At 72.5% G+C, this 21,043-nt stretch carries 15 protein-coding genes and 1 pseudogene; 8 read left to right on the top strand and 8 right to left on the bottom strand.

Features of this window, described 5'->3' with window-relative positions; translation table 11 throughout:
* Positions 1-43 precede the first annotated feature (43 nt).
* Entirely contained in the window at positions 44-1,639 is a 1,596-nt protein-coding gene (locus KSK32_RS06990; RefSeq protein ID WP_216929647.1) for an ABC transporter substrate-binding protein, read from the bottom strand.
* A gap of 391 nt (positions 1,640-2,030) precedes the next feature.
* Here KSK32_RS06990 and KSK32_RS06985 point away from each other — a divergent pair, with 391 nt between their 5' ends.
* Both KSK32_RS06985 and KSK32_RS06980 read left to right on the top strand, forming a co-directional pair.
* The gene (locus KSK32_RS06985) at positions 2,031-2,894 is read left to right on the top strand and encodes a bifunctional methylenetetrahydrofolate dehydrogenase/methenyltetrahydrofolate cyclohydrolase (protein WP_216929645.1); all 864 of its coding nucleotides are present in this window, start codon (positions 2,031-2,033) and stop codon (positions 2,892-2,894) included.
* Between the two features lie 98 nt (positions 2,895-2,992).
* On the top strand, positions 2,993-3,943 hold the full coding sequence (locus KSK32_RS06980; protein ID WP_216929643.1) for a malate dehydrogenase: 951 nt from the start codon (positions 2,993-2,995) through the stop codon (positions 3,941-3,943).
* A 128-nt stretch (positions 3,944-4,071) separates the two neighbouring features.
* Here the strand turns inward: KSK32_RS06980 and KSK32_RS06975 are convergent, their stop codons facing one another.
* Positions 4,072-4,869, bottom strand: a complete 798-nt coding sequence (locus KSK32_RS06975) for an MBL fold metallo-hydrolase (protein ID WP_216929641.1) — start codon at positions 4,867-4,869, stop codon at positions 4,072-4,074.
* 138 nt (positions 4,870-5,007) lie between these two features.
* Here KSK32_RS06975 and KSK32_RS06970 point away from each other — a divergent pair, with 138 nt between their 5' ends.
* Positions 5,008-6,225 carry an NADP-dependent isocitrate dehydrogenase gene (locus KSK32_RS06970; protein ID WP_018784675.1) on the top strand — a complete coding sequence of 406 codons (1,218 nt, stop codon included), beginning with the start codon at positions 5,008-5,010 and terminating at the stop codon, positions 6,223-6,225.
* Between the two features lie 337 nt (positions 6,226-6,562).
* Here the strand turns inward: KSK32_RS06970 and galT are convergent, their stop codons facing one another.
* The 3 genes from galT to cysC form a co-directional block, all read right to left on the bottom strand.
* Complete coding sequence (gene galT / locus KSK32_RS06965) at positions 6,563-7,636, bottom strand: galactose-1-phosphate uridylyltransferase (protein ID WP_216929639.1); 1,074 nt, start codon at positions 7,634-7,636, stop codon at positions 6,563-6,565.
* Complete coding sequence (locus KSK32_RS06960; RefSeq protein WP_216929637.1) at positions 7,633-8,421, bottom strand: DeoR/GlpR family DNA-binding transcription regulator; 789 nt, start codon at positions 8,419-8,421, stop codon at positions 7,633-7,635. The genes galT and KSK32_RS06960 overlap by 4 nt, the downstream gene beginning before the upstream one ends.
* Before the next feature lie 175 nt (positions 8,422-8,596).
* Entirely contained in the window at positions 8,597-10,126 is a 1,530-nt protein-coding gene (gene cysC / locus KSK32_RS06955) for an adenylyl-sulfate kinase (RefSeq protein WP_216929634.1), read from the bottom strand.
* A gap of 327 nt (positions 10,127-10,453) precedes the next feature.
* On the opposite strand from cysC, the gene KSK32_RS06950 reads away from it, so the two are divergent.
* The 5 genes and pseudogenes from KSK32_RS06950 to KSK32_RS06930 all read left to right on the top strand — a co-directional run bounded on the left by KSK32_RS06950 (position 10,454) and on the right by KSK32_RS06930 (position 14,491).
* The gene (locus KSK32_RS06950) at positions 10,454-11,368 is read left to right on the top strand and encodes an ABC transporter ATP-binding protein (protein WP_216929633.1); all 915 of its coding nucleotides are present in this window, start codon (positions 10,454-10,456) and stop codon (positions 11,366-11,368) included.
* Positions 11,361-12,238 (top strand): annotated as a pseudogene (locus tag KSK32_RS06945) (ABC transporter permease). The gene KSK32_RS06950 and the pseudogene KSK32_RS06945 overlap by 8 nt, the downstream one beginning before the upstream one ends.
* Positions 12,235-13,194, top strand: coding sequence for an ABC transporter ATP-binding protein (locus KSK32_RS06940; protein ID WP_216929631.1), 960 nt, complete (start codon positions 12,235-12,237; stop codon positions 13,192-13,194). The pseudogene KSK32_RS06945 and the gene KSK32_RS06940 overlap by 4 nt, the downstream one beginning before the upstream one ends.
* Positions 13,194-13,904 (top strand): ABC transporter permease subunit, encoded by a 711-nt coding sequence (locus tag KSK32_RS06935; protein ID WP_216935874.1) that lies wholly within the window; start codon positions 13,194-13,196, stop codon positions 13,902-13,904. Before KSK32_RS06940 ends, KSK32_RS06935 begins: the two co-directional genes overlap by 1 nt.
* 149 nt (positions 13,905-14,053) lie before the next feature.
* A complete protein-coding gene (locus tag KSK32_RS06930; RefSeq protein WP_216935872.1) occupies positions 14,054-14,491 on the top strand; it encodes a hypothetical protein in 438 nt (145 codons plus the stop codon).
* Between the two features lie 109 nt (positions 14,492-14,600).
* On the opposite strand, the gene valS is transcribed toward KSK32_RS06930, so the two are convergent.
* From valS to KSK32_RS06915, 3 genes are all read right to left on the bottom strand, one after another.
* A complete protein-coding gene (gene valS / locus KSK32_RS06925; protein ID WP_216929629.1) occupies positions 14,601-17,165 on the bottom strand; it encodes a valine--tRNA ligase in 2,565 nt (854 codons plus the stop codon).
* A 64-nt stretch (positions 17,166-17,229) separates the two neighbouring features.
* On the bottom strand, positions 17,230-19,062 hold the full coding sequence (locus tag KSK32_RS06920) for an ABC transporter ATP-binding protein (RefSeq protein WP_254187613.1): 1,833 nt from the start codon (positions 19,060-19,062) through the stop codon (positions 17,230-17,232).
* A 140-nt stretch (positions 19,063-19,202) separates the two neighbouring features.
* The gene (locus tag KSK32_RS06915; protein WP_216929624.1) at positions 19,203-21,023 is read right to left on the bottom strand and encodes an ABC transporter ATP-binding protein; all 1,821 of its coding nucleotides are present in this window, start codon (positions 21,021-21,023) and stop codon (positions 19,203-19,205) included.
* Positions 21,024-21,043: the final 20 nt, after the last annotated feature.

The following is a 21,043-nucleotide window of genomic DNA, read 5'->3' as shown; positions in this document are numbered from 1 at the left end:
GCCGGGCCACCCGGTGGGGGTGGCCCGGCCCGTCAGCGGGGTGTCAGGCGCGTTCGATCTTCAGCAGGTCCACCCGGTCGAAGAGGTCCACGTGGACGTTCTTGACCTTGGTCGAGTGGCCGAAGTTGTTCTGCCCGTACCGCAGCGGGATCACCGGCATGTCCTGCGCGAGCAGATCCTCCGCCGCCTGGTACTTCTTGATCGCCTCGTCCTCGGTCGCCGCGCGGGCGCCCTCGGCGAGCAGCTTGTCGAACTCCGGGTTGCTGTATCCGTAGTAGTTCGACGAGCCGGTGGTGCTGTAAAGCGGGCCGAGGTAGTTCTCCATGGACGGGTAGTCCATGACCCAGCCCATCCGGAACAGGCCGACCGGCTGCTTCTGCTTGAGCTTGGTCAGCAGGTCCGCGAACTTCGGCTCGGCGGTGCCCACGCACTCCACGCCCAGGTTGGCCTTGAGCTGGTTGCAGGTGGCGTCGATCCAGTCCTTGTGGCCGCCGTCGCCGTTGTAGGACAGCTCGATCTTCTTCGGGCCGCCCGCGGCCTCGTAGTCGGCCTTGGCCCTGACCGGGTCGAACGCGCCCGCCGTGCCGATGGTGTTCTCCCGGTAACCGGCGACCACCGGCGAGACGAACGAGCGGGCCGGCTGCTGCGAGTCCTTGAAGATCGACTTGGTGATCTCGTCCCGGTCGATCGCCATCGAGATCGCCTTGCGCACCTCGGGCTTGCTGAACTCCTTCTGGAACGTCGGGAAGGCCAGCACCTGCAGCGACGAGGCCGGGCTCTGCTGGAAGCGGTCGCCCAGGTCGGTCGCGGCGGTCGACAGGTTCTCGGTCGGGATCGTCTTGATCACGTCGAGGTTGTCCGACAGCACGTCCGCGTACGCGGCGGTCGGCTGCTGGTAGATGCGGAACTCGACGCCGCCGACCTTGGGCTGCTGGCCCGGGAACGCGTCGTAGCGCTCCACCTCGACCTTGGCGTCGTGCTGCCAGCTGCCCTTCATCTTGAACGGGCCCTGGCCGATCGGCGCCTGCTCGTAGCCCTCGGCGAGCACGCCCGGCGCGGAGAAGGCCGCCTCGGGCAGCGGGTAGAAGGCGGTGTAGCCGAGCATGGACTTGAAGTCCACGTACGGGTCGCTGAGCGTCACGGTGAAGGTCAGGTCGTCGACCTTCTTCAGGCCGCTGAGCGTCGTCGCCTTCGGGTTCTCGCCCTGGAGGTCGTCGTAGCCGGCCACCTTCTCGAAGAAGTAGCTGGAGTTCTGGCCGTTCGGCGCGTACGCGCCGTAGTTCCAGGCGTCGATGTAGTTGTCGGCGGTGACCTTCTCGCCGTTGTGGAACGTGTAGCCGGGCTTCAGCTTGATCGTCCAGACCTTGTTGTCCGACGTCGTCACCGAGTCGGCGGCCACCTCGTGCGGCTTGTTCGCCTCGTCGTAGTCGACGAGCGGGCTGAACAGGGCCGACAGGACCTGGGAGCCGCTCGTCTCGTTGGTGTTTGTGGGCACCAGGTGCTGCGGCTCGGCGATCTCGATCCGCACGGCCGCGTCGGAGTCGCCGGCGCCGCCGCCACCGCCCGAGCCGCAGGCCGTCAGGCCGAGCGTCACCGCGAGCGGGAGCGCGGCCCAGGCCGCGAGCCTACGAACACGCATGAAGTCTCCTCATCTCCTCACGCTGCGCGGTCGTCCCGGCGCTGGGTGACTCTGCGCAACGAGCCGTAACGGTAGGTCGCGATCCGGCCCGTCGACAACTAGTGCGTGGTCAACTGATGACGGATCGTGTTCGGCGCGCCTTGTCGCTGCCGCTCGCGTGTGCTAAACCCCGCCGCTTTCTGCGCTTTTCTTCGCCGCCGCTGGTGGGGTTCCGGCGTGGGTGGAAGCCTCTGGGGCGTCTGGCCCGCCTGTCCGGTCCCTGCCTGTCCGGGGTGCGACCGGCCGCCGCGTCACGGCAGCTGGTCACTCATCGTGACTTAGGGCACGTTGCGCAGCGTGATCGTCGGCCGTCGTCGTCCGGGCCCGCCGGCGGGCGTGAGACGATCACGACGTGACGGCGACGATCCTGGACGGCAAGGCCACCGCGGCGGAGATCAAGGACGAGCTACGGGCCCGGGTGAAGGCGCTCGCGGAACGCGGCATCACCCCCGGCCTCGGCACGGTGCTGGTCGGCGAGGACCCCGGCTCCCAGGCGTACGTCAACGGCAAGCACCGCGACTGCGCCGAGGTCGGCATCGCCTCACTGCGGGTCGCGTTGCCGGCCGACGCCACCCAGGAGCAGCTCGACGCGGCGCTCGCCGAGCTGAACGCCGACCCGGCCTGCCACGGCTACATCGTCCAGCTCCCGCTTCCCGGGCACCTCGACACGCAGCGCGCGCTGGAGTCGATCGACCCGGACAAGGACGCCGACGGGCTGCACCCGGTCAACCTGGGCCGGCTCGTCCTCGGGTACGACGCGCCGCTGCCCTGCACCCCGCGCGGCATCGTGGAACTGCTGCGCCGGCACGACGTGCCGCTGCGCGGCGCGAACGTGGCGGTCGTCGGCCGGGGCAACACGGTCGGCCGTCCGCTGGGCCTGCTGCTGACCCGGCGCAGCGAGAACGCCACCGTGACGCTCTGCCACACCGGCACGCTCGACCTGGCCGCGCACACCCGCGCCGCCGACGTCGTCATCGTCGCCGCCGGGGTGCCCGGCCTGCTCACCGCCGACATGATCAACCCGGGTGCGACTGTGGTGGACGTCGGCATCACGCGGGTGATCGGCGAGGACGGCAAGGGCCGCTACACCGGCGACGTGGACCCGGAGGTGGCCGAGGTCGCCGGCAAGCTGGTGCCGATGCCCGGCGGCGTCGGCCCGATGACCCGGGCGATGCTGCTGACGAACGTGGTCGAACGGGCCGAGCGGGCGGGCTGACACCCACCCAGGTCATAACCGTCCGCCCCTGACCCGATCGGTGCCAGGATGGCTGATACGGTCCGGAAAACCGACTGGTATCAGGGAGTGGGACGACCATGGGTAAGAAGGTCACTGTCGTCGGCGCCGGATTCTACGGCTCGACCACCGCACAGCGCCTGGCCGAGTACGACGTCTTCGACACCGTCGTGATCACCGACATCGTGGAGGGCAAGCCGGCTGGTCTCGCGCTCGACCTCAACCAGTCCCGCGCGGTCGAGGGCTTCGAGACCAAGGTCGTCGGCGTCACCACCGGCCCGAACGGCGAGGGCTACGACGCCATCGAGGGCTCGGACGTCGTCGTCATCACCGCCGGCCTGCCGCGCAAGCCGGGCATGAGCCGGATGGACCTGCTGGAGACCAACGCCAAGATCGTCCGGCAGGTCTCCGAGAACGTCGCCAAGTACGCCCCGAACGCCGTCGTCATCGTGGTGTCGAACCCGCTCGACGAGATGACCGCGCTGGCCCAGCTCGCCACCCAGTTCCCGAAGAACCGGGTGCTCGGCCAGGCCGGCATGCTGGACACCGCCCGGTTCACCAACTTCGTCGCCGAGGCGCTGAGCGTGCCGGTGAAGTCGGTACGGACCCTGACGCTCGGCTCGCACGGCGACACCATGGTCCCGGTGCCGTCCAAGAGCACCGTGAACGGCAAGCCGCTGCGTGACGCCATGCCGGCCGAGCAGATCGAGGAGCTGGTCGTCAAGACCCGCAACGGTGGCGCCGAGGTCGTCGCGCTGCTCAAGACCGGTTCCGCGTACTACGCCCCGTCCGCCGCCGCGGCCCGGATGGCGAAGGCCGTGGCCGAGGACTCCGGCGCGGTCATGCCGGTCTGCGCCTGGGTCGACGGCGAGTACGGCATCTCCGGCGTCTACCTGGGCGTCGAGGCCGAGATCGGCGCCGAGGGCGTGAAGCGGGTCGTCGAGACCGACCTGGACGCCGACGAGCTGGCCGCGCTGAAGGAGGCCGCCGAGGCCGTCCGCGCCAAGCAGGGCGACGTCGCCAGCATGTGACGCCCGACCGCTGCGTGGCGAAGGCCCGCCGGCTCCGCCGGCGGGCCTTCGCCGTCCCAGCCGGTCCCCACCCAACCCGTCGATCATGAGGTTGACGGCTGAGTCGATCTCCATTTCCGCCGCCAACCTCATGATCGACGCGGTGGCCGGTGGGGGGTGAAGGGGGCGGTCAGGTGGGGGGTGGCGAGGGTGGCGGGGGAGAGGGCTGCCAGCAGGGTCGTGCGGGAGTGGCGGGCCGTGGCCGGGTCCTCCTCGTGAGCGTACGCCAGCTCGGGCTCCACCAACTGGATCGCGTGCACCAGCAGGTCGCCGGTGATCAGGAGGCGCTCGTCGTCCGCCTCGACGAGCACCGACTGGTGACCCGGCGTGTGCCCGGGCGTGTGCAGCAGTCGTACCCCCGGGGTGAGGGGCGTCTCGCCGTCGACCACCCGCAGCCGGCCGGCGGCGCGCAACGGCGTCAGCAGCCGGGCCGGCAGCTCCGGATGGAGCAGCTCCAGCGCGTCCACCTCGGCGCGCTGGATCAGGTGATCGGCGTTCGGGAAGAACGGGCCGGCCCAGCCCACGTGATCGGTGTGCAGATGGGTGAGGACCACGGTGCGTACGTCGGCCGGATCGATCCCGGCGGCGGCCAGTTCCTCGGGCAGCCGGCCCGGCACCGGCGCCCAGCTCGCGGCGAGCGAACCGGCCGGGCCGATGCCGGCGTCGACCAGCGTCACCGGCCCGTCCCCGGCCCGCACCGCGAACGCGCGGAACCGCAGCCACCACCGGCCGTCGTCGGTGACGGCACCCAGGTCGAGCCGGTCGGCGGCCTGCCAGTGCGCCTGCGTGGCGTCGGGAAACGCCTCGCCGCGGGGCTGGAAGAAGGGCCCCTCGCCGTCGGAGAGCGCGGTGACCGTGATAGACCCGAGGGTGCGGCTGAGCGGCATCGGCCGATGATGCCAGGGGGCCGCGGCGCGGCGCAGCCCGCTTTTCCGGCGGCCACCCGGGCCGCCTGGGGACTGCCGGCCAGTTTCCAGTACGCTCGTACTGCTTGAGCACGTGTCCCCCGAGAGGAGCGCCGGCCGATGGCGAAGATCAAGGTAAACAACCCGGTCGTGGAGATCGACGGCGACGAGATGACCCGGATCATCTGGAAGCAGATCCGGGAGCAGCTGATCCTGCCCTACCTCGACGTCGACCTGCACTACTACGACCTGTCGATCCAGCACCGTGACGCCACCGACGACCAGGTCACCGTCGACGCCGCCAACGCCATCAAGGAGCACGGCGTCGGCGTCAAGTGCGCCACCATCACCCCGGACGAGGCCCGGGTGGAGGAATTCGGCCTGAAGAAGATGTGGCGGTCGCCGAACGGCACCATCCGCAACATCCTCGGCGGCGTGGTCTTCCGCGAGCCGATCATCATGTCGAACGTGCCGCGGCTCGTCCCGGGCTGGACCAAGCCGATCATCATCGGCCGGCACGCGCACGGCGACCAGTACAAGGCCACCGACTTCGTCGTCCCCGGCCCGGGCACGGTGACCATCACCTACACCCCGGCCGACGGCGGCACCCCGATGGAGATGGAGGTCGCCAACTTCCCCGGCGGCGGCATCGCCATGGGCATGTACAACTACGACGAGTCGATCCGGGACTTCGCCCGCGCCTCGTTCCGGTACGGCCTGGACCGCGGCTACCCGGTCTACATGTCGACCAAGAACACCATCCTCAAGGCGTACGACGGCCGGTTCAAGGACATCTTCGCCGAGGTGTTCGAGAACGAGTTCAAGGCCGAGTTCGACGCCGCCGGCCTCACCTACGAGCACCGGCTGATCGACGACATGGTCGCCGCCGCGCTCAAGTGGGAGGGCGGGTACGTCTGGGCGTGCAAGAACTACGACGGTGACGTGCAGTCCGACACCGTCGCGCAGGGCTTCGGCTCGCTCGGCCTGATGACCTCGGTGCTGCTCTCCCCGGACGGCCGCACCGTCGAGGCCGAGGCCGCGCACGGCACCGTCACCCGGCACTACCGGCAGTACCAGAAGGGCGAGAAGACCTCGACCAACCCGATCGCCTCGATCTACGCCTGGACCCGGGGCCTGGCCCACCGGGGCAAGCTGGACGGTACCCCGGCGGTCACCGAGTTCGCCGACACGCTGGAGAAGGTCATCGTGGAGACCGTCGAGGGCGGCCAGATGACCAAGGACCTCGCGCTGCTCATCTCGCGGGACGCCCCGTGGCTGACCACCGACGAGTTCATGAACGCGCTCGACGAGAACCTGGCGCGCAAGCTCGCCGCCTGACGTGTAAGGAAGGGCCCCTTCTTAACGCCTCGCGTTGTAGAAGGGGCCCTTCTTAACACCTCGGGGCCGGCGGTCCGGCGTGTCGACCGCACGACCGGGACGCCGTGACTTCGTCCGGTGCGCCCTCGTTGACAGGATGGACGAGATGCCAGTCGCGTCCAGGAAGGTGGGCCATGGCCCTGCGCCGGCCGGCCCGACCTTCGCGGCTGCTGACCGCAGCCAGCCGTCCCTTCCCTGCGGGGGGTCCTGTCCCGGGCCCCCGCGCCCCATGCTCGGGCCGTGGTTGTTAAGAAGGGGCCCTTCCTCTACCGCAGGCGTTAATAAGGGGCCCTTCCTTTCAAGCGGTGCGGAGCAGCTCGGCGGCGCGTTCCGGGGCGATGTCGTTGATGAACACGCCCATGCCGGACTCCGACCCGGCCAGGTACTTCAGCTTGTCCTTGGCCCGCCGGATGCTGAACAGCTGAAGGTGCAGGTGGCCCAGCTCCCGGTCGATCCGTACCGGCGCCTGGTGCCAGGCCGCGATGTACGGCATCGGCAGGTCGAACAGCCCGTCGAAGCGGCGCAGCAGGTCCAGGTAGAGCGGCCCGAAGGCGTCCCGCTCGGCGTCGTCGAGCGCCGGGATGTCCGGCACCGGCCGGTGCGGCGCCACGTGCACCTCGAACGGCCAGCGGGCCGCCGCCGGGACGTACGCGGTCCAGTGCTCGTTGCTCGTCACCACCCGTTCCCCGGTGGCCCGTTCGGCGGCCAGCACGTCGGCGTAGAGGTTACCCCCGGTGCGGTCGGCGTACCGCCGGGCGGCGGCCAGCATGGTGCGGGTGCGCGGCGTGACGAACGGGTACGCGTAGATCTGCCCGTGCGGGTGGTGCAGCGTCACCCCGATCTCCACGCCCCGGTTCTCGAACGGGAAGACCTGCTCCACGCCGGGCAGCGCGCTCAACGCGGCGGTGCGGTCGGCGAGCGCGTCGAGCACCGTTCGTACCCGCCGCGGGGAGAGCCGGGCGAACGAGGCGTTGTGGTCGTCGGTGAAGCAGACCACTTCGCACCTGCCGCGGCCGGGGCGTACCGGGGTGAACGGCGTGATCTCGGCCGGTTCGTCGGCCACCCGCTGGCTCAGCGAGGGGAACCGGTTCTCGAACACCACCACGTCGTAGCCGGGCGCGGGGATCTCGCTGTGCCGCTCGCCCCGGGACGGGCACAGCGGGCACTGGTCGGCCGGGGGCAGGAACGTGCGGGTCTGCCGGTGCACCGCCACCGCCACCCACTCGTCGGTCAGCGGGTCGTACCGCAGCTGCGAGGCGGGCGGGGGAGGGGGCAGATCCCGCCGGTCCGGCTGGTCGCGGACCGCGTCGTCCCGCTCGTCGAAGTAGATCAGCTCGCGACCGTCGGCCAGCGCGATCTGCGTACGCTTCACTCCGCCCCTCTCGTCGTGGGCACCGTCACCAGCTCACCCACCCTGTCGTCGAGTACCCGTCGGGCCTCGGGTGCCAACCGGTCGTCGGTGACCAGCACGTCCGCCGCCTCCAGCGGCACGATCGACGAGATGCCGACAGTGCCCCACTTGGTGTGATCGGCGAGCACCACCAGCCGGTCCGCCGCCGCCACGAGCGCCCGGTTCGTGTCCGCCTCCATCAGGTTGGGCGTGGTGAAGCCGGCCCGTTCGCTGATCCCGTGTACGCCGAGGAAGAGCAGGTCCAGGTGCAGCGCGGCGATCGCGGCCACGGCGAGCGGGCCGACGAGCGCGTCCGACGGCGTGCGGACGCCGCCGGTGAGCACCACCGTCTGGTCCGGCCGGCCGGCGACGTGCAGGGCCTCCGCGACCGGCAGCGAGTTGGTGACCACTGTGAGGCCGGGCACCTCCACCAGCCGCCGGGCCAGCTCGGCGGTGGTGGTGCCGGCGGAGAGCGCGATCGCGGCACCGGGCCGGACCAGCCCCGCGGCGTGCTCGGCGATGGCGGCCTTCTCCGCGGACTGGCGGACGGACTTGGCGTGGAAACCGGGCTCGTCGGTCGAGCCGGGACCGGCCGGCGTCGCGCCGCCGTGCACCTTGGCGAGCAGGCCCTGCTCGTGCAGCGTGTCCAGGTCGCGCCGGATGGTCATGTCGGAGACGCCGAACTCGGCCGCCAGTTCGGTGACCCGGACGCCACCGGCGCGGCGCAGTCGTTCCAGGATGGCGGTCTGCCGCTGCCGCGCCAGCATCCCCGGCTCACCTCCGCGCCTCACCGACCACGCGGACGCTTCACGCGGTCGAACGTGTTCCAACAAAGACGAACACTACCGCCCAGTGAGGGGCGATGCGAGACCGCCGCCGCCCGGAAGCCGGACGACGGCGGTCGAGGTGCTGGATGCCGGGACGCGCCCGGCGGTCGGGAGATCAGGCGGGCTGGAGGCGGGGCTCCACCCAGCCGGTCTCGGTCAGGTGCTCCATCACCTTCCCGATGGCCTCCTCGACGCTCAGATCCGAGGTGTCCACCACCAGGTCGGCGTCGGTGGGCTCCTCGTACGGGTCGTCGATGCCGGTCATCCCGGTGATCAGGCCGGCCCGGGCGCGGGCGTACAGGCCCTTGCGGTCGCGCTGCTCACACACCGCCAGCGGCGTCGCCACGTGGACCAGCAGGAAGCCCGCCCCGGCCGTCGCCGCCATCTCCCGGGCGGTGGCACGCGCCGCCGCGTACGGCGCGATCGGGCAGCAGATGCCGACGCCCCGGTGCCGGGCGATCTCGGCGGCCACCCAGCCGATCCGGCGCACGTTGAGATCCCGGTCGGCCTTGCTGAACCCCAGCCCGGCGGAGAGTTCCCGCCGCACCACGTCGCCGTCGAGCAGCGTGATCGTGCGGTCGCCCTGCTCGCGGAGCACGTCCGCCAGGCCCCGGGCGATGGTCGACTTGCCCGAGCCGGACAGACCGGTCAGGAAGATCACCAGACCCCGGTGCCGGCGCGGCGGGCGGGCCCGGGTCAGTTCCTTCGCCACCGCAGGCGGGGTGTGCCACTCGGGCAGCGGGAACCCCCGGTCCAGCAGGTCGTCGATCTCCCGCGTGCTCAGCGCCAGCCGTCGGTTGCGCGGCGGGATGTCCTCACGCCAGCGCCACTGCCCGTCCCGGTTGTCGTAGGCCAGCTCGCGAGGCACCAGCACGCGCAGGCCGGCGCCGGAGAGCATGCCCTCGGTGGAGAGCAGGTGGGTCACCCCGTACGCCGCGGCGACCCGGGCCCGCAGCAGCGCGTCGCTGATCTCGTCGCGCCGCCGGGCCAGCGGCACCGCCACGAGCGTCGCCGGGGGCATCCGGTCGCGGGCGGCGAACACGCTGCGCACCAGCGCCTCGGCCGGCAGGCCGCCGATCGACTCCTCGCCTACCGGGATCATCACCAGCAGGTGCGCGCCGAGCGTACGAGCCGCGTGCGCGATCTGCGCCAGCTGCGGCCGGTGCAGCGGGCGGTCGGCGAACACGCCGAGCACCCGGCCCGGCGGCAGCAGCCCGCGTACCTCGTCGGGGCCGCGTCGCAGCCGCTGGAACGGGCCGTGGCCGCCGTCGCCCAGGCGGCGCACCGTGCCCCCGACGCCCACCATGCCCTCGCGGCCCGGCCAGACGTCGGTCACGTCCATCGCCGCCACCGGCGCGCCCTCGCCGTCGGTGAGCACCACCGCCCGGCGCGCCGGGTCGGCCGGGTCCAGGCCGTCGGCGAGCGCCGCCGGCACCTGGAGCGTCACCGGCACCGGCCACTGTGTGCCGTCGGCCAGCCGGCCGCGCCGGTTCAGCGAGGCCAGGTCGGCCCGGCTCATGAAACCGGTGAGCGGTGCGTACGCCCCGCTCAGCAACAACTGGAGATCGGCCAGCTCAGCGGGCCTGGGCGCGTACGACGGCGCATCCCGCAGAACGTCCTCGGGCAGCAGCCATCCGTTGCTCATCGAACCCCCAACTCACCGGCCGGCACACAGTTTCGCAGCCCACCGGCGATCGGTCGAGAGCGCCACCCGGCCTCCCGGTGATCGCGCGTCCGGCGACCGCGCCGACGACGACCCGGGGTCACCGAATCCTTACCGGCGGGCCCCGGCCGGTCGATCGTGCGAATGGCTGCCTGCGCGCGCCGACCGGCCGAGCGCGCCACCCCGCTCCCGCCACCTCGCTCCCGCCACCTCGCTCCCGCCACCTAGGGGCCGCAAAGGCCGAGGATCAGGGGATCGCAGGGGTCGGGAGAGGCTCCGGCCAGGCCCCGGAGTTCTACGCTGAACGGCGTGACACTGCTCGCGACCGAGTCGCTGACCAAGACGTACGGAGGCCGGGTCACCGCGTTGGCCGACCTCACCGTGTCGGTCGAGCCGGGGATCATCGGGCTGGTGGGCGCGAACGGCGCCGGCAAGTCCACTCTGATCAAGATCCTGCTGGGTCTGCTCCCGCCGACCAGCGGCCGGGTGCAGGTGCTCGGCCTCGACCCCACCTCCGACCCCGCCGCGGTCCGCGCCCGGGTCGGCTACATGCCCGAGCACGACGCCCTCCCGCCCGACCTGTCCGCCGCCGAGCTGGTCACCCACCTGGGCCGGATCAGCGGGCTGCCGCGCACCGTCGCCCGGGAACGGGCCTCCGAGGCGCTGCGCCACGTCGGTCTGCACGAGGAGCGGCACCGGGCCGTCGGTGGCTACTCCACCGGCATGAAGCAGCGGGTCAAGCTCGCCCAGGCGCTCGTACACGATCCCGACCTGCTGCTGCTCGACGAGCCGACGAACGGCCTCGACCCGGCCGGCCGGGACGCCATGCTCGCGCTGATCCACCGGATCGGCACCGAGTTCGGCATCTCGGTGGTGGTCTGCTCGCACCTGCTCGGCGAGGTGGAGCGGATCTGCGACACGCTCGTCGCCATCGACGGCGGCCGGCTGCTGCGCGCCGACCGGGTGTCCGCCATGACCACCGCCACCGACGTGCTCGCCGTCGAGGTGAGCGAGGGCACCGAGGAACTGGCCGCCCGGCTCACCGCGCTCGACCTGCCGGTGACCCGCGACGGGCGGCTGCTGCTCGTCCCGCTCGCCGACGACGCCACCTACGACCAGATCCTCGGCGCGGTCGCCGAGCTGGACCTGCCGCTGCACCGGCTGGACCAGCGGCGGCACCGGGTGGCCGAACTCTTCGCCGCGAGGGAGCCCAGCCATGTCTGACGCGACCGGGGTCATCCACGACATCGGCTACCAGCGCTACACCGGTCCGCGGCTCGGCCGCCGGCAGGTCTTCGGCGCGCTCTACCTGCACGGCGTGCGTACCGTCTTCGGGCTGGGCCGCAGCGCCAAGGCCAAGATCTTCCCGTGGCTGGTCGTCTCCGTGGTGACGGTGGTGGCCGCCGGGGTCACCGCGGTGCGCAGCCAGATCGGCGAGGTGGTGATGACGTACGCCCAGTTCGCCGACGCGATGAGCTGGCTGGTCATCTTCTTCGCCGCGGTGGCCGCGCCGAGCTGGTCTCCCGCGACCTGCGCAGCGGCGTGCTGCCGCTGTACTTCTCCCGCCCGCTGCCGCGCGGCGACTACGCGCTGTCCAAACTGCTGGCGCTCGTCACCGCGCTGTGGCTGCTGCTCGGCGGCCCGCAGCTGGTGATGTTCCTCGGCGCCGCGTTCACCACGAACCGGGGCGTACGCGGGGTGTGGGACGAGCTGCTCGACCTGCTGCCCGGGCTGCTCTACGCCGGGCTCTGGGCGGTGGTGTTCGCCTCGATCGCCCTGCTTGTCGCCTCGCTCACCGGCAAGCGCGCGTTCGCCGCCGGCGGCATCGTGGCGGTCTTCCTGATGACCACGCCGGTGGTCGGCGTGCTGTCCATCCTGCCCTCGCAGACGATCAACGAGCTGGCCTTCGTCGCCTCCCCGCCGACGCTCGTCGGCGGCGTGGGCAACTGGGCGCTCGGTGACCGGCTGACCCAGGGACGGGGCGGCATGCCGATCGGCGACTTCGGGCCGGTCTACGCCGTGGCCGCCGTTCTGCTGGTCGCCGGCTGCGTCGGCCTGCTGCTCCTGCGATACCGGAAGGTGGCCGCCCGATGACGGCGATCAGCACCCAGGCGACGGCCGGCGCGCCCGCCGCCGCGACGAGCACGCTCGACCTGGCGGGCGTCTCCCGCTGGTACGGCAACGTGGTGGCGGTCAACGACGTCACCATGCGGCTCGGCCCCGGCGTGACCGGCCTGCTCGGTCCCAACGGCGCCGGGAAGACCACGCTGCTGCACATGATGGCGGGCTTCCTGTCCCCGTCGCGCGGCACCGTGACGCTGGACGGGGAGCCGACCTGGCGCAACCCCGCCGTCTACCGGCGCCTCGGCCTGGTCAGCGAGCGCGAGGCGGTGCACACGTTCCTCAGCGCGTACGAGTTCGTGCTCGCCAGCGCCAAGCTGCACCGGCTGCCCGACCCGGAGGCGGCCACCCGGCGGGCGATCGAGCTGGTCGAGATGGAGGACGCGCAGACCCGGCGGATCGGCACCTACTCCAAGGGCATGCGGCAGCGCACCCGGGTCGCCGCCGCGCTCGTGCACGACCCGCAGGTGCTGCTGCTCGACGAGCCGTTCAACGGGATGGACCCGCGCCAGCGGCTGCACATGATGGCGCTGCTGCACCGCCTCGGCGACGCGGGACGGACCATCCTGTTCAGCTCGCACATCCTGGAGGAGGTCGAGCAGGTCTCCGGCACGGTCCAGGTGATGGTGGCCGGCCGGCTCGCCGCCTCCGGCGACTACCGGACCATCCGCCGCCTGATGACCAACCGGCCGCACGTGTTCGCGGTCCGCTCCACCGACGACCGGGCGCTGGCGGTGGCGCTGATGGCCGAGGCGTCGGTCTCCGGCGTCGAGCTGGACCGTACCGGCCTGACGGTCAAGGCCGGTGACTACGGCGCGTTCACCCGGGCACTGCCCCGGATCGCGCTCCGGCACGGCATCCGGGTCCGGCAGCTCCTGCCGGAGGACGAGTCGCTGGAGAGCGTCTTCTCGTATCTGGTGGAGGCATGATGTCGACAGTCACCTGGATCACCGCGCGCGGCCTGTTCGGCCGGAGCCGGTTCCTCATGCTCCTGCCGTTGCCGCTGGTCCTGATCGGCCTGGCGGTGCTGTGCCGGTCGCTCGGCGTCGACCCCGGCGAGTGGGGCCCGCCGGTGCTCGTCGGCCTCGGGCTCGCGGTGGTGCTGCCGGTGGTGGCGCTGATCGTGGGCACCGGCGTGCTCGGCGCGGAGATCGACGACGGCACCGTCGTGCACATCCTCACCAAGCCGCTGCCGCGCTGGCAGATCGTGCTGCCGAAGCTGGCGGTCGCGGCCGGCGTCACAGCGGTCACCGTCGGCGTCCCGATCTACGTCGCGGGCGTGCTCGCCGATTCGGTACGCCTCGGACTCGCGCTGGTCGCCGCCTCGGCGGCGGGCGCGCTGGCGTACTCGGCGCTGTTCCTGGCACTGAGCCTGGTGACCCGGCGGCCGGTGCTGCTCGGCCTGGTCTACGTGCTGATCTGGGAAGGGCTGCTGGGCCGGTTCGTCAGCGGCACCCGGGTGCTGTCGATCCAGCAGTGGGTGATCGCCCTGACCGACCGGATGGCGCCGACGCCGCTGCTCGGCACCACCGTCTCGGTGCCGGTCGCGGCGGTGCTCACCGCCCTGGTGGCGGTCGGGTTCACGGTGCTGGCGATCGACCGCCTGCGCTCGTTCAGCGTGGCCGGCGAGACGAGCTGAACCGGATGCGGGCCCGTTTTCCGGCGCGAACGCCGGAAAACGGGTTCCGCCCCGCGGTGTCCGGTCTGCTAGTTTGCGGCGGCTAGGAACACCGACACGGGGAGAACACTGTGCGTTCAGCTCGACTCGCCCTGCTGGCTCCGGCCGCGGTGGCGATGCTCGTCATGTCCGGCTGCGGCGACGGGGACGACAGGCCGTCCGCCGGCCCGGCGGCGCCCTCCGCCCCCGCCGCCACGTCCGTGCCGCCGGTGACCCCGGCGCCGGCGGGCCTCGACGAGGCGACCCGGAAGACCTGCGCGACGGCGGAGAAGGACATCTCGGCCGCCCTCAAGGAGGTGGCCGAGGCGGAGAAGATCGGCCCGCCGGCCGGCCATTCGGCGGTCAGCGCCCAGTACTCGGCCGGCGCGGCCACGCTCTACACGCACGCCTTCACCGGTAGCGACGAGGTGAACGGCGCGGTGAAGGGGGTCGCCACCGCCATGACCGACCTCGCCGACAGCTGGGCCAAGGCACCGGGCAAGGCGCCGAGCAAGGCGGATCTCACCACCGCCCGGGACAAGCTCAAGGCGGCCTGCGCCGCCGACTGAGGCATGCACCCCGAAGGGCCGGCCCGGCCGGCCCTTCGGGTTGTTAAGAAGGGCCCCTTCTACAACGCCAGGCGTTAATAAGGGGCCCTTCCTTACACCCCGGGGGTGGTCAGAACGCGCAGGCGACGACCAGTTCGGTGGTGCGGTCGGGCAGCAGGTCCAGCTTCGCGATCCGGCCCGCCGCCCGCAGGTCGTCGGCGACGGTGCCGAGCTGGTCGAGCACCGCCGCCGGTCCGAGCGCCTCGGCCAGCGGCACGTCCGCCTTCATCGACAGCTTCCGCTCCGACTTGGCGCGGCGCACCTGACCCAGCGCGTCCGCGGCCAGCCGCAGCAGCTCCGGGTCACCCGGCGCCTCCATGGCGCGGCCCACCTCGTACGTGGTGGGCCAGGTGGAGCGGTGCACCGACCCGTACCGCCACCACGACCAGACCTCCTCGGTGACGAACGGCAGCACCGGCGCGAACAGGCGCAACTGCACCGACAACGCGGTCGCCAGCGCCGCCCGGGCCGAGTCGGCCGCCGGCCCGGTGCCGTAGGCGCGTTCCTTCACCAGCTCGATGTAGTCGTCGCAGAACCGCCAGAAGAACGCCTCGGTGGCCATCAGCGCGGCCGTGTGGTCGTACCCGTCGAAGGCGGTGGTCGCGGTCGCGACCACGCCGGACAGTTCGGCGAGCATCGCGGTGTCCAGCGGTTGTGTCGCCGCGGCCCGCAGCGCGTCGGCGGCGCCCAGACCGAGCGCGAACCGCGACGCGTTGAGCAGCTTGGTGGCCAGCCGGCGGCCCACCTTGACCTGGGCCGGGTCGAAGGCGAGGTCCATGCCCGGCTTGCCGTTGGCGGCCCAGTAGCGGACCGCGTCGGACCCGTTGCGCTCCAGCAGCGCCACCGGCGTGACCACGTTGCCCTTGGACTTCGACATCTTCTTGCGGTCCGGGTCGAGGATCCAGCCGGACAGCACCGCGGTGTGCCACGGCAGCGCGCCGTGCTCCAGGTGGGACCGGGCCACCGTGGCGAACAGCCAGGTCCGGATGATGTCGTGTCCCTGCGGGCGCAGGTCCATCGGGAAGACCCGGGCGAACAGGTCCGGGTCCGTCTCCCAGCCGCCGACGATCTGCGGGGTCAGCGACGAGGTGGCCCAGGTGTCCAGCACGTCCGGGTCGCCGGTGAAACCGCCCGGCTCGCCGCGCTGCGACTCCTCGTATCCGGGCGGCGGCTCGCTCGTCGGATCGATCGGGAGCATCGCCTCGTCCGGTGTGAGAGGGTGGGACCAGTCCGGCTCGCCAGCGTCGTCGAGCCGGTACCACACCGGCACCGGCACGCCGAAGAACCGCTGCCGGCTGACCAGCCAGTCACCGGTGAGACCGCCCACCCAGTGCTCGTACCGGTGCCGCATGTGCTCCGGCACCCAGCGCAGCTCCCGCCCCCGGGCCAGCAGCTCCTCGCGCAGGCCGGCGTCCCGTCCGCCGTTGCGCAGATACCACTGCCGGGTCGAGACGATCTCCAGCGGCCGGTCGCCGCGCTCGTAGAACTTCACCGGGTGGGTGATCGGCCGCGGCTCACCGGCCAGGTCGCCCGCGTCGGCCAGCAGCTCCACGAGCGTCCGTCGGGCGCCGTTGACGGTCTGCCCGGCCAGCGCCGCGTAGGGCTCCGCCGGCACGCCGGCCGGCGGCTCCGGCAGCAGGCGTCCGTCCCGGCCGATCACCACGCGGGTGTCCAACCGCAGCTCACGCCACCAGGTCACGTCGCTCAGGTCACCGAAGGTGCAGACCATCGCGATGCCCGTGCCCTTGGCCGGGTCCGCCAGCGGGTGCGCGCGCACCGGCACCTCGACCCCGAAGACCGGGGTACGCGCAGCCGCGCCGACCAGGTCCGCGTACCGCTCGTCGCCCGGGTGGCAGACGAGCGCCACGCAGGCCGGCAGCAGCTCCGGCCGGGTGGTGTCGATCAGCACCTCGCGGCCGTCCGGGCCGGTGAACCGCAGCCGGTGGTACGCGCCGGGCCGCTCCCGGTCCTCCAGCTCCGCCTGCGCGACGGCGGTGCCGTACCCGACGTCCCACAGCGTCGGCGCCTCGGCCTGGTACGCCTCGCCCCGCGCCAGGTTGCGCAGGAACGCGCGCTGGCTGGCGGCGCGGGCCACCGACCCGATCGTGGTGTACGTCAGCGACCAGTCCACGGACAGCCCGAGCCGCCGCCACAGCGCCTCGAACGCCTTCTCGTCCTCGACAGTGAGCAGTTCGCACAGCTCGATGAAGTTGCGCCGGGAGATCGCCGTCGGGTTCTTCCGGGCCGCGTCGTCCACCGGCGCGGCGGGCGGGCGCCAGTCCCTGTCGTACGGCAGTGCCGGATCGGGACGCACGCCGTAGACGTTCTGCACCCGGCGTTCGGTGGGCAGGCCGTTGTCGTCCCAGCCCATCGGGTAGAAGACGGTGCGCCCGCGCATCCGCTGGAACCGGGCCACCGTGTCGGTGTGGGTGTACGAGAAGACGTGCCCCATGTGCAGCTCGCCCGACACGGTCGGCGGCGGCGTGTCGATCGCGTATACGTCCGGCCGCCCCTTCGTGCGGTCGAACGCGTACGTGCCGTCGGACTGCCAGCGGCGGGCCCAGGTCTCCTCGAGGCCGTCCAGGCTCGGACGTTCGGGGACGCCGCCGCGGGCGCTCCTCGTCGTGTCGGTCATCAGCCGATGGTAGGCAGCCCGCCCGCCCCACTCCACGACTTTCCCCACCGCCGCGCAGGGAGGGCTAGAGGAGGGAGTCGCGCCACTGGCGGTGCAGGGCGGCGTAGCGGCCGTCAGCGGCGATCAGCTCGACCGGCGGGCCGTCCTCCACAATCCGGCCGTCGTCGAGTACCAGCACCCGGTCCGCGATCTCCACAGTGGAGAGCCGGTGGGCGATCACCAGCGCGGTCCGGTCCCGCAGCACGTTGTGCAGGGCCCGCTGCACCAGCCGTTCGGTGGGCACGTCGAGCGACGAGGTCGCCTCGTCCAGGATCAGCACCCGGGGGTCGGCGAGGAACGCCCGGGCGAACGCGACGAGCTGTCGCTGCCCGGCGGAGAGCCGGCCGCCGCGGCGGTGCACGTCGGTGGCGTACCCGTCGGGCAGCGCGGCGATGAAGTCGTGCGCGCCGATCGCCCGCGCGGCCGCGACCACCGCCTCGTCGTCGGCGTCGGGACGGCCGAACCTGATGTTGTCGGCCACGGATCCGCTGAACAGGTGGGTCTCCTGGGTCACCAGCACCACCGCCCGGCGCAGCTCGGCGTCGGCGAGATCGCGTAGGTCCACCCCGTCCAGCCGGACCGCGCCCGCGTCCGGGTCGTGTAATCGGGCCAGCAGCTTCGCGACCGTGGACTTCCCGGCGCCGGTCGGCCCGATCAACGCGACGGTCTGCCCGGGCGGCACGGTCAGGTCCAGGCCGGACAGGATCGGCGTCCGGCGGCGGTAGCCGAAGCCGACAGCGCGGAAGGTGACCGCCCCGCGCGGCGGCCCGGCCGGCAGCGGCACCGGCCGCTCCGGTTCGGCCACCGCGGGCCGCTCGTCCAGCACCCCGGCCAGCTTCTCCAGTGCGGCGGTCGCCGACTGGAGTGAGTTGTAGAACTGGCTCAGCTCCTCCATCGGCTCGAAGAACCGGCGCAGGTAGAGCAGGAACGCGGCGAGCACGCCCACCTCCACGCCGCCGCCCAGTACCCGCCACCCGCCGTACCCGAGCACCACCGCCGTGGTCAGGTTGCCGATCAGCCGGATGCCCGGCGAGTAGATCGCGATCAGCCGGAACGCGCGCAGGCTGGAGCGCCGGTAGTCGTCGTTCACGGTGGCGAAGATGCGGTCGTTGCGGTCCTCGCGCCGGTACGCCTGCACGGCCCGGATGCCGCGCAGCGACTCGACGAAGTGCACGATGACCAGCGCCACCGCCTCCCGGGTGCGCCGGTACGCCCCGGCCGAGGCGCGGGCGAACCAGCGCGACAGCACGAACAGGAACGGGAACGCGAGCAGCGTCACCGCGGCCAGTGGCAGGTCCAGCCAGAGCAGGATGCCCGCCACCGACAGCACTGACAACCCGGCCATCACCAGCTTGTCGATGCCGCCGTCGACCAGCTCGGCGATCGACTCCAGGTCGCTGGTCAGCCGGGACACCATCCGCCCGGACGTGTAGCGCTCGTGGAACCCGACGTCGAGGCGGAGGAAGTGCCCGTACACCCGGCGGCGCAGGTCCAGCAGGACGGCCTGGCCGATCCGGGCGGCGAGGGTGAGGAACGCGCGCCGGGCCGCGTACTCGACAGCGGTGGCGACCACGAACGCGGCGGCGACGGCGATCAGCGGGCCGGGGTCACCGCCCCGCAGCGGCCCGATGCCCCGGTCGATGCCGAGCATGACCAGGTACGGCCCGGACATCGCGGCGGCGTTCTGGGCCAGCAGCAACGCCACCGCCAGCCCGAGCGCCCGGTGGTGCGGGCGCAGCAGTCGCCGCAGCAGGAGCCGGCTGCGGGCACGCAGCCGGGTCACCGCCGCGGGGGACGAGTCCTCCGCCCGGCTGCGGTCGGCGTCCGGATCGGTGGCCCGTCCCCGCCAGCGGGACAGATCCTCACCGCCGCCGTGGCGAGTGCCGGTCGTCGCGTGGCCGTCCGGTGGGGCCGGGTCACCGCTGCCACCGCGCGCGCCGGTCGTGCCGGAGCCGTTCGGCGCGTCGCGGGGCCGGGGCACTCGCGGCGCGCGGCCGGTCACGACAGCACCAGGCCGACGCCGTCGCTCCGGCGCTCCGGTTCGGCGGAGAGCACCGCCCGGTAGGCGGGTACGCGGGCCAGCAGCTCAGAGTGGGTGCCGACGGCGGCGATCCGGCCGTCGTCGAGCAGCGCCACCCGGTCCGCCAGGGCCACCGTGGAGGGGCGGTGCGCCACCAGCAGGGTCGTGGTGGCGGTGTCCCGCAGCACCCGGCGCAGGGCCGCCTCGACGAGCGCCTCGGTGTGCACGTCGAGTGCGGAGAGCGGGTCGTCGAGTACCAGCACCGCGGGCCGGCCGAGCACCGCACGCGCCAGCGCGAGGCGCTGCCGCTGGCCGCCGGACAGCGACAGCCCCTGCTCACCGACCCGGGTGGCCAGCTCCCAGGGCAGCTCGTACGCGAACTCCGCCTGGGCCAGCGTCAGCGCGGCCCGGACCTCGTCCTCGCTCGCGTCCGGACGGCCCAGCGTGAGGTTCTCCCAGATCGACATGGAGAACAGCGTCGGCTCCTCGAACGCCACGGCGACCAGCCGGCGCAACGACTCCAGCCTCAGGTCACGCACGTCGTGCCCGTCGAGCGTGATCCGGCCGCGGGTGACCTCGTGCAGCCGGGGGACGAGCGACAGCAGCGTGCTCTTGCCGCAGCCGGTGGCGCCGACCAGCGCTATCGTCTCGCCCGGCTCGACGGTCAGGTCCAGGTCGTGCAGCACCGGCGCGGACGTGCCGGGGTAGCGGAAGCCGACCCCCTCGAAGCGGAGCCGGCCGCGCACCTCGCCCCGGTCGAGCGGCCGGGCGTGCGGTGCGTCCACGATGGTCGGCGGCGTGTCCAGGACCTCCTGGATCCGGTCGGCGGCGGTCGCGGCCTCCTGGCCGTTGGCGATGATCCAGCCCAGTGACTGCACCGGCCAGATCAGCATGAGCTGGAGACTGACGAACGCGACCAGTTCTCCGATGGAGAGCACGCCGTCGGCGACCGCCGCGGCGCCGGCCACCAGGACCGCGCCGAGCGTCAGGTTGGGCACCAGGTCGAACAGCGCGGAGGTACGCGCCAGCAGCCGGGCCTTGCCGATCCCGGTGTCGTGCAGCCGGCGCGCGCCGACGGCGAACCGGGCCGCCAGTTCCGGCCCGCGCCCGTACGCCCGCATGGTGCGCAACCCCAGCGCGGTCTCCTCGACCAGCGTGGCGACGTCGCCCTGCTGGTCCTGCATGCGGCGCGACGCCGCGTGGTAGTGGCGCGCGAAGCGCCGGCTGATCAGGAACAGCGGTACGGCGCTCGCCGCGACCAGCAGCCCCAGCCACTGGTGCAGCCGGATCAGCAGCGCCACCACCGCCGCGTAGGTGACCAGGTTGAGAACCAGGAACAGCAGCCCGAAGGAGAGGAACCGCCGGATCACCGAGAGGTCGCTGGTGATCCGGGACAGCAACTGGCCGGACTGCCAGCGGTCGTGGAAGCCGGCCGGAAGGCGTTGCAGGTGGGCGTAGATGTCGGCGCGGATGGCGGCCTCCATGCCCACCGAGGACGACGACTGCGTCCAGCGGCGGATGAAGATGAGGACCGCCTCGGCCACGCCGAGCAGCAGCGCCAGGGCGCCGAGCCGGATCAGCCCGGCCTCGTCGTGCCGGGCCACCGGCCCGTCGACCACCCGCTGCACCACCAGCGGAACGGCCAGGCTGGCTGCGGTGGCGGCCAGCGCCGCGATCAGCAGCCAGGCGAACTCCATCGCGTACGGGCGCAGGTAGGGCCGCAGCCGCCAGAGGTTGCGCAGCGGCTGGGACCGGGCGTCGATATGCGCCGCGGGGTTGCCGTCGCTGGACGCGGGCACTACCCGACGGTAGCCGCCGG

The sequence above is a fragment of the Micromonospora sp. WMMB482 genome, from assembly GCF_019038635.1.
Taxonomy (GTDB): Bacteria; Actinomycetota; Actinomycetes; order Mycobacteriales; family Micromonosporaceae; genus Micromonospora; species Micromonospora marina.
Note: the sequence above shows the minus strand (reverse complement) of the source record. Positions and strands in the feature narration are given on the sequence as shown.

Coding starts and splice junctions, on each gene's coding strand:
- KSK32_RS06935 (WP_216935874.1), top strand. CDS start 13,194: ATGTCGACAGTCACCTGGATCACCGCGCGCGGCCTGTTCGGCCGGAGC.
- KSK32_RS06990 (WP_216929647.1), bottom strand. CDS start 1,639: ATGCGTGTTCGTAGGCTCGCGGCCTGGGCCGCGCTCCCGCTCGCGGTG.
- KSK32_RS06970 (WP_018784675.1), top strand. CDS start 5,008: ATGGCGAAGATCAAGGTAAACAACCCGGTCGTGGAGATCGACGGCGAC.
- cysC (WP_216929634.1), bottom strand. CDS start 10,126: ATGAGCAACGGATGGCTGCTGCCCGAGGACGTTCTGCGGGATGCGCCG.
- KSK32_RS06940 (WP_216929631.1), top strand. CDS start 12,235: ATGACGGCGATCAGCACCCAGGCGACGGCCGGCGCGCCCGCCGCCGCG.
- valS (WP_216929629.1), bottom strand. CDS start 17,165: ATGACCGACACGACGAGGAGCGCCCGCGGCGGCGTCCCCGAACGTCCG.
- KSK32_RS06975 (WP_216929641.1), bottom strand. CDS start 4,869: ATGCCGCTCAGCCGCACCCTCGGGTCTATCACGGTCACCGCGCTCTCC.
- KSK32_RS06980 (WP_216929643.1), top strand. CDS start 2,993: ATGGGTAAGAAGGTCACTGTCGTCGGCGCCGGATTCTACGGCTCGACC.
- KSK32_RS06960 (WP_216929637.1), bottom strand. CDS start 8,421: ATGCTGGCGCGGCAGCGGCAGACCGCCATCCTGGAACGACTGCGCCGC.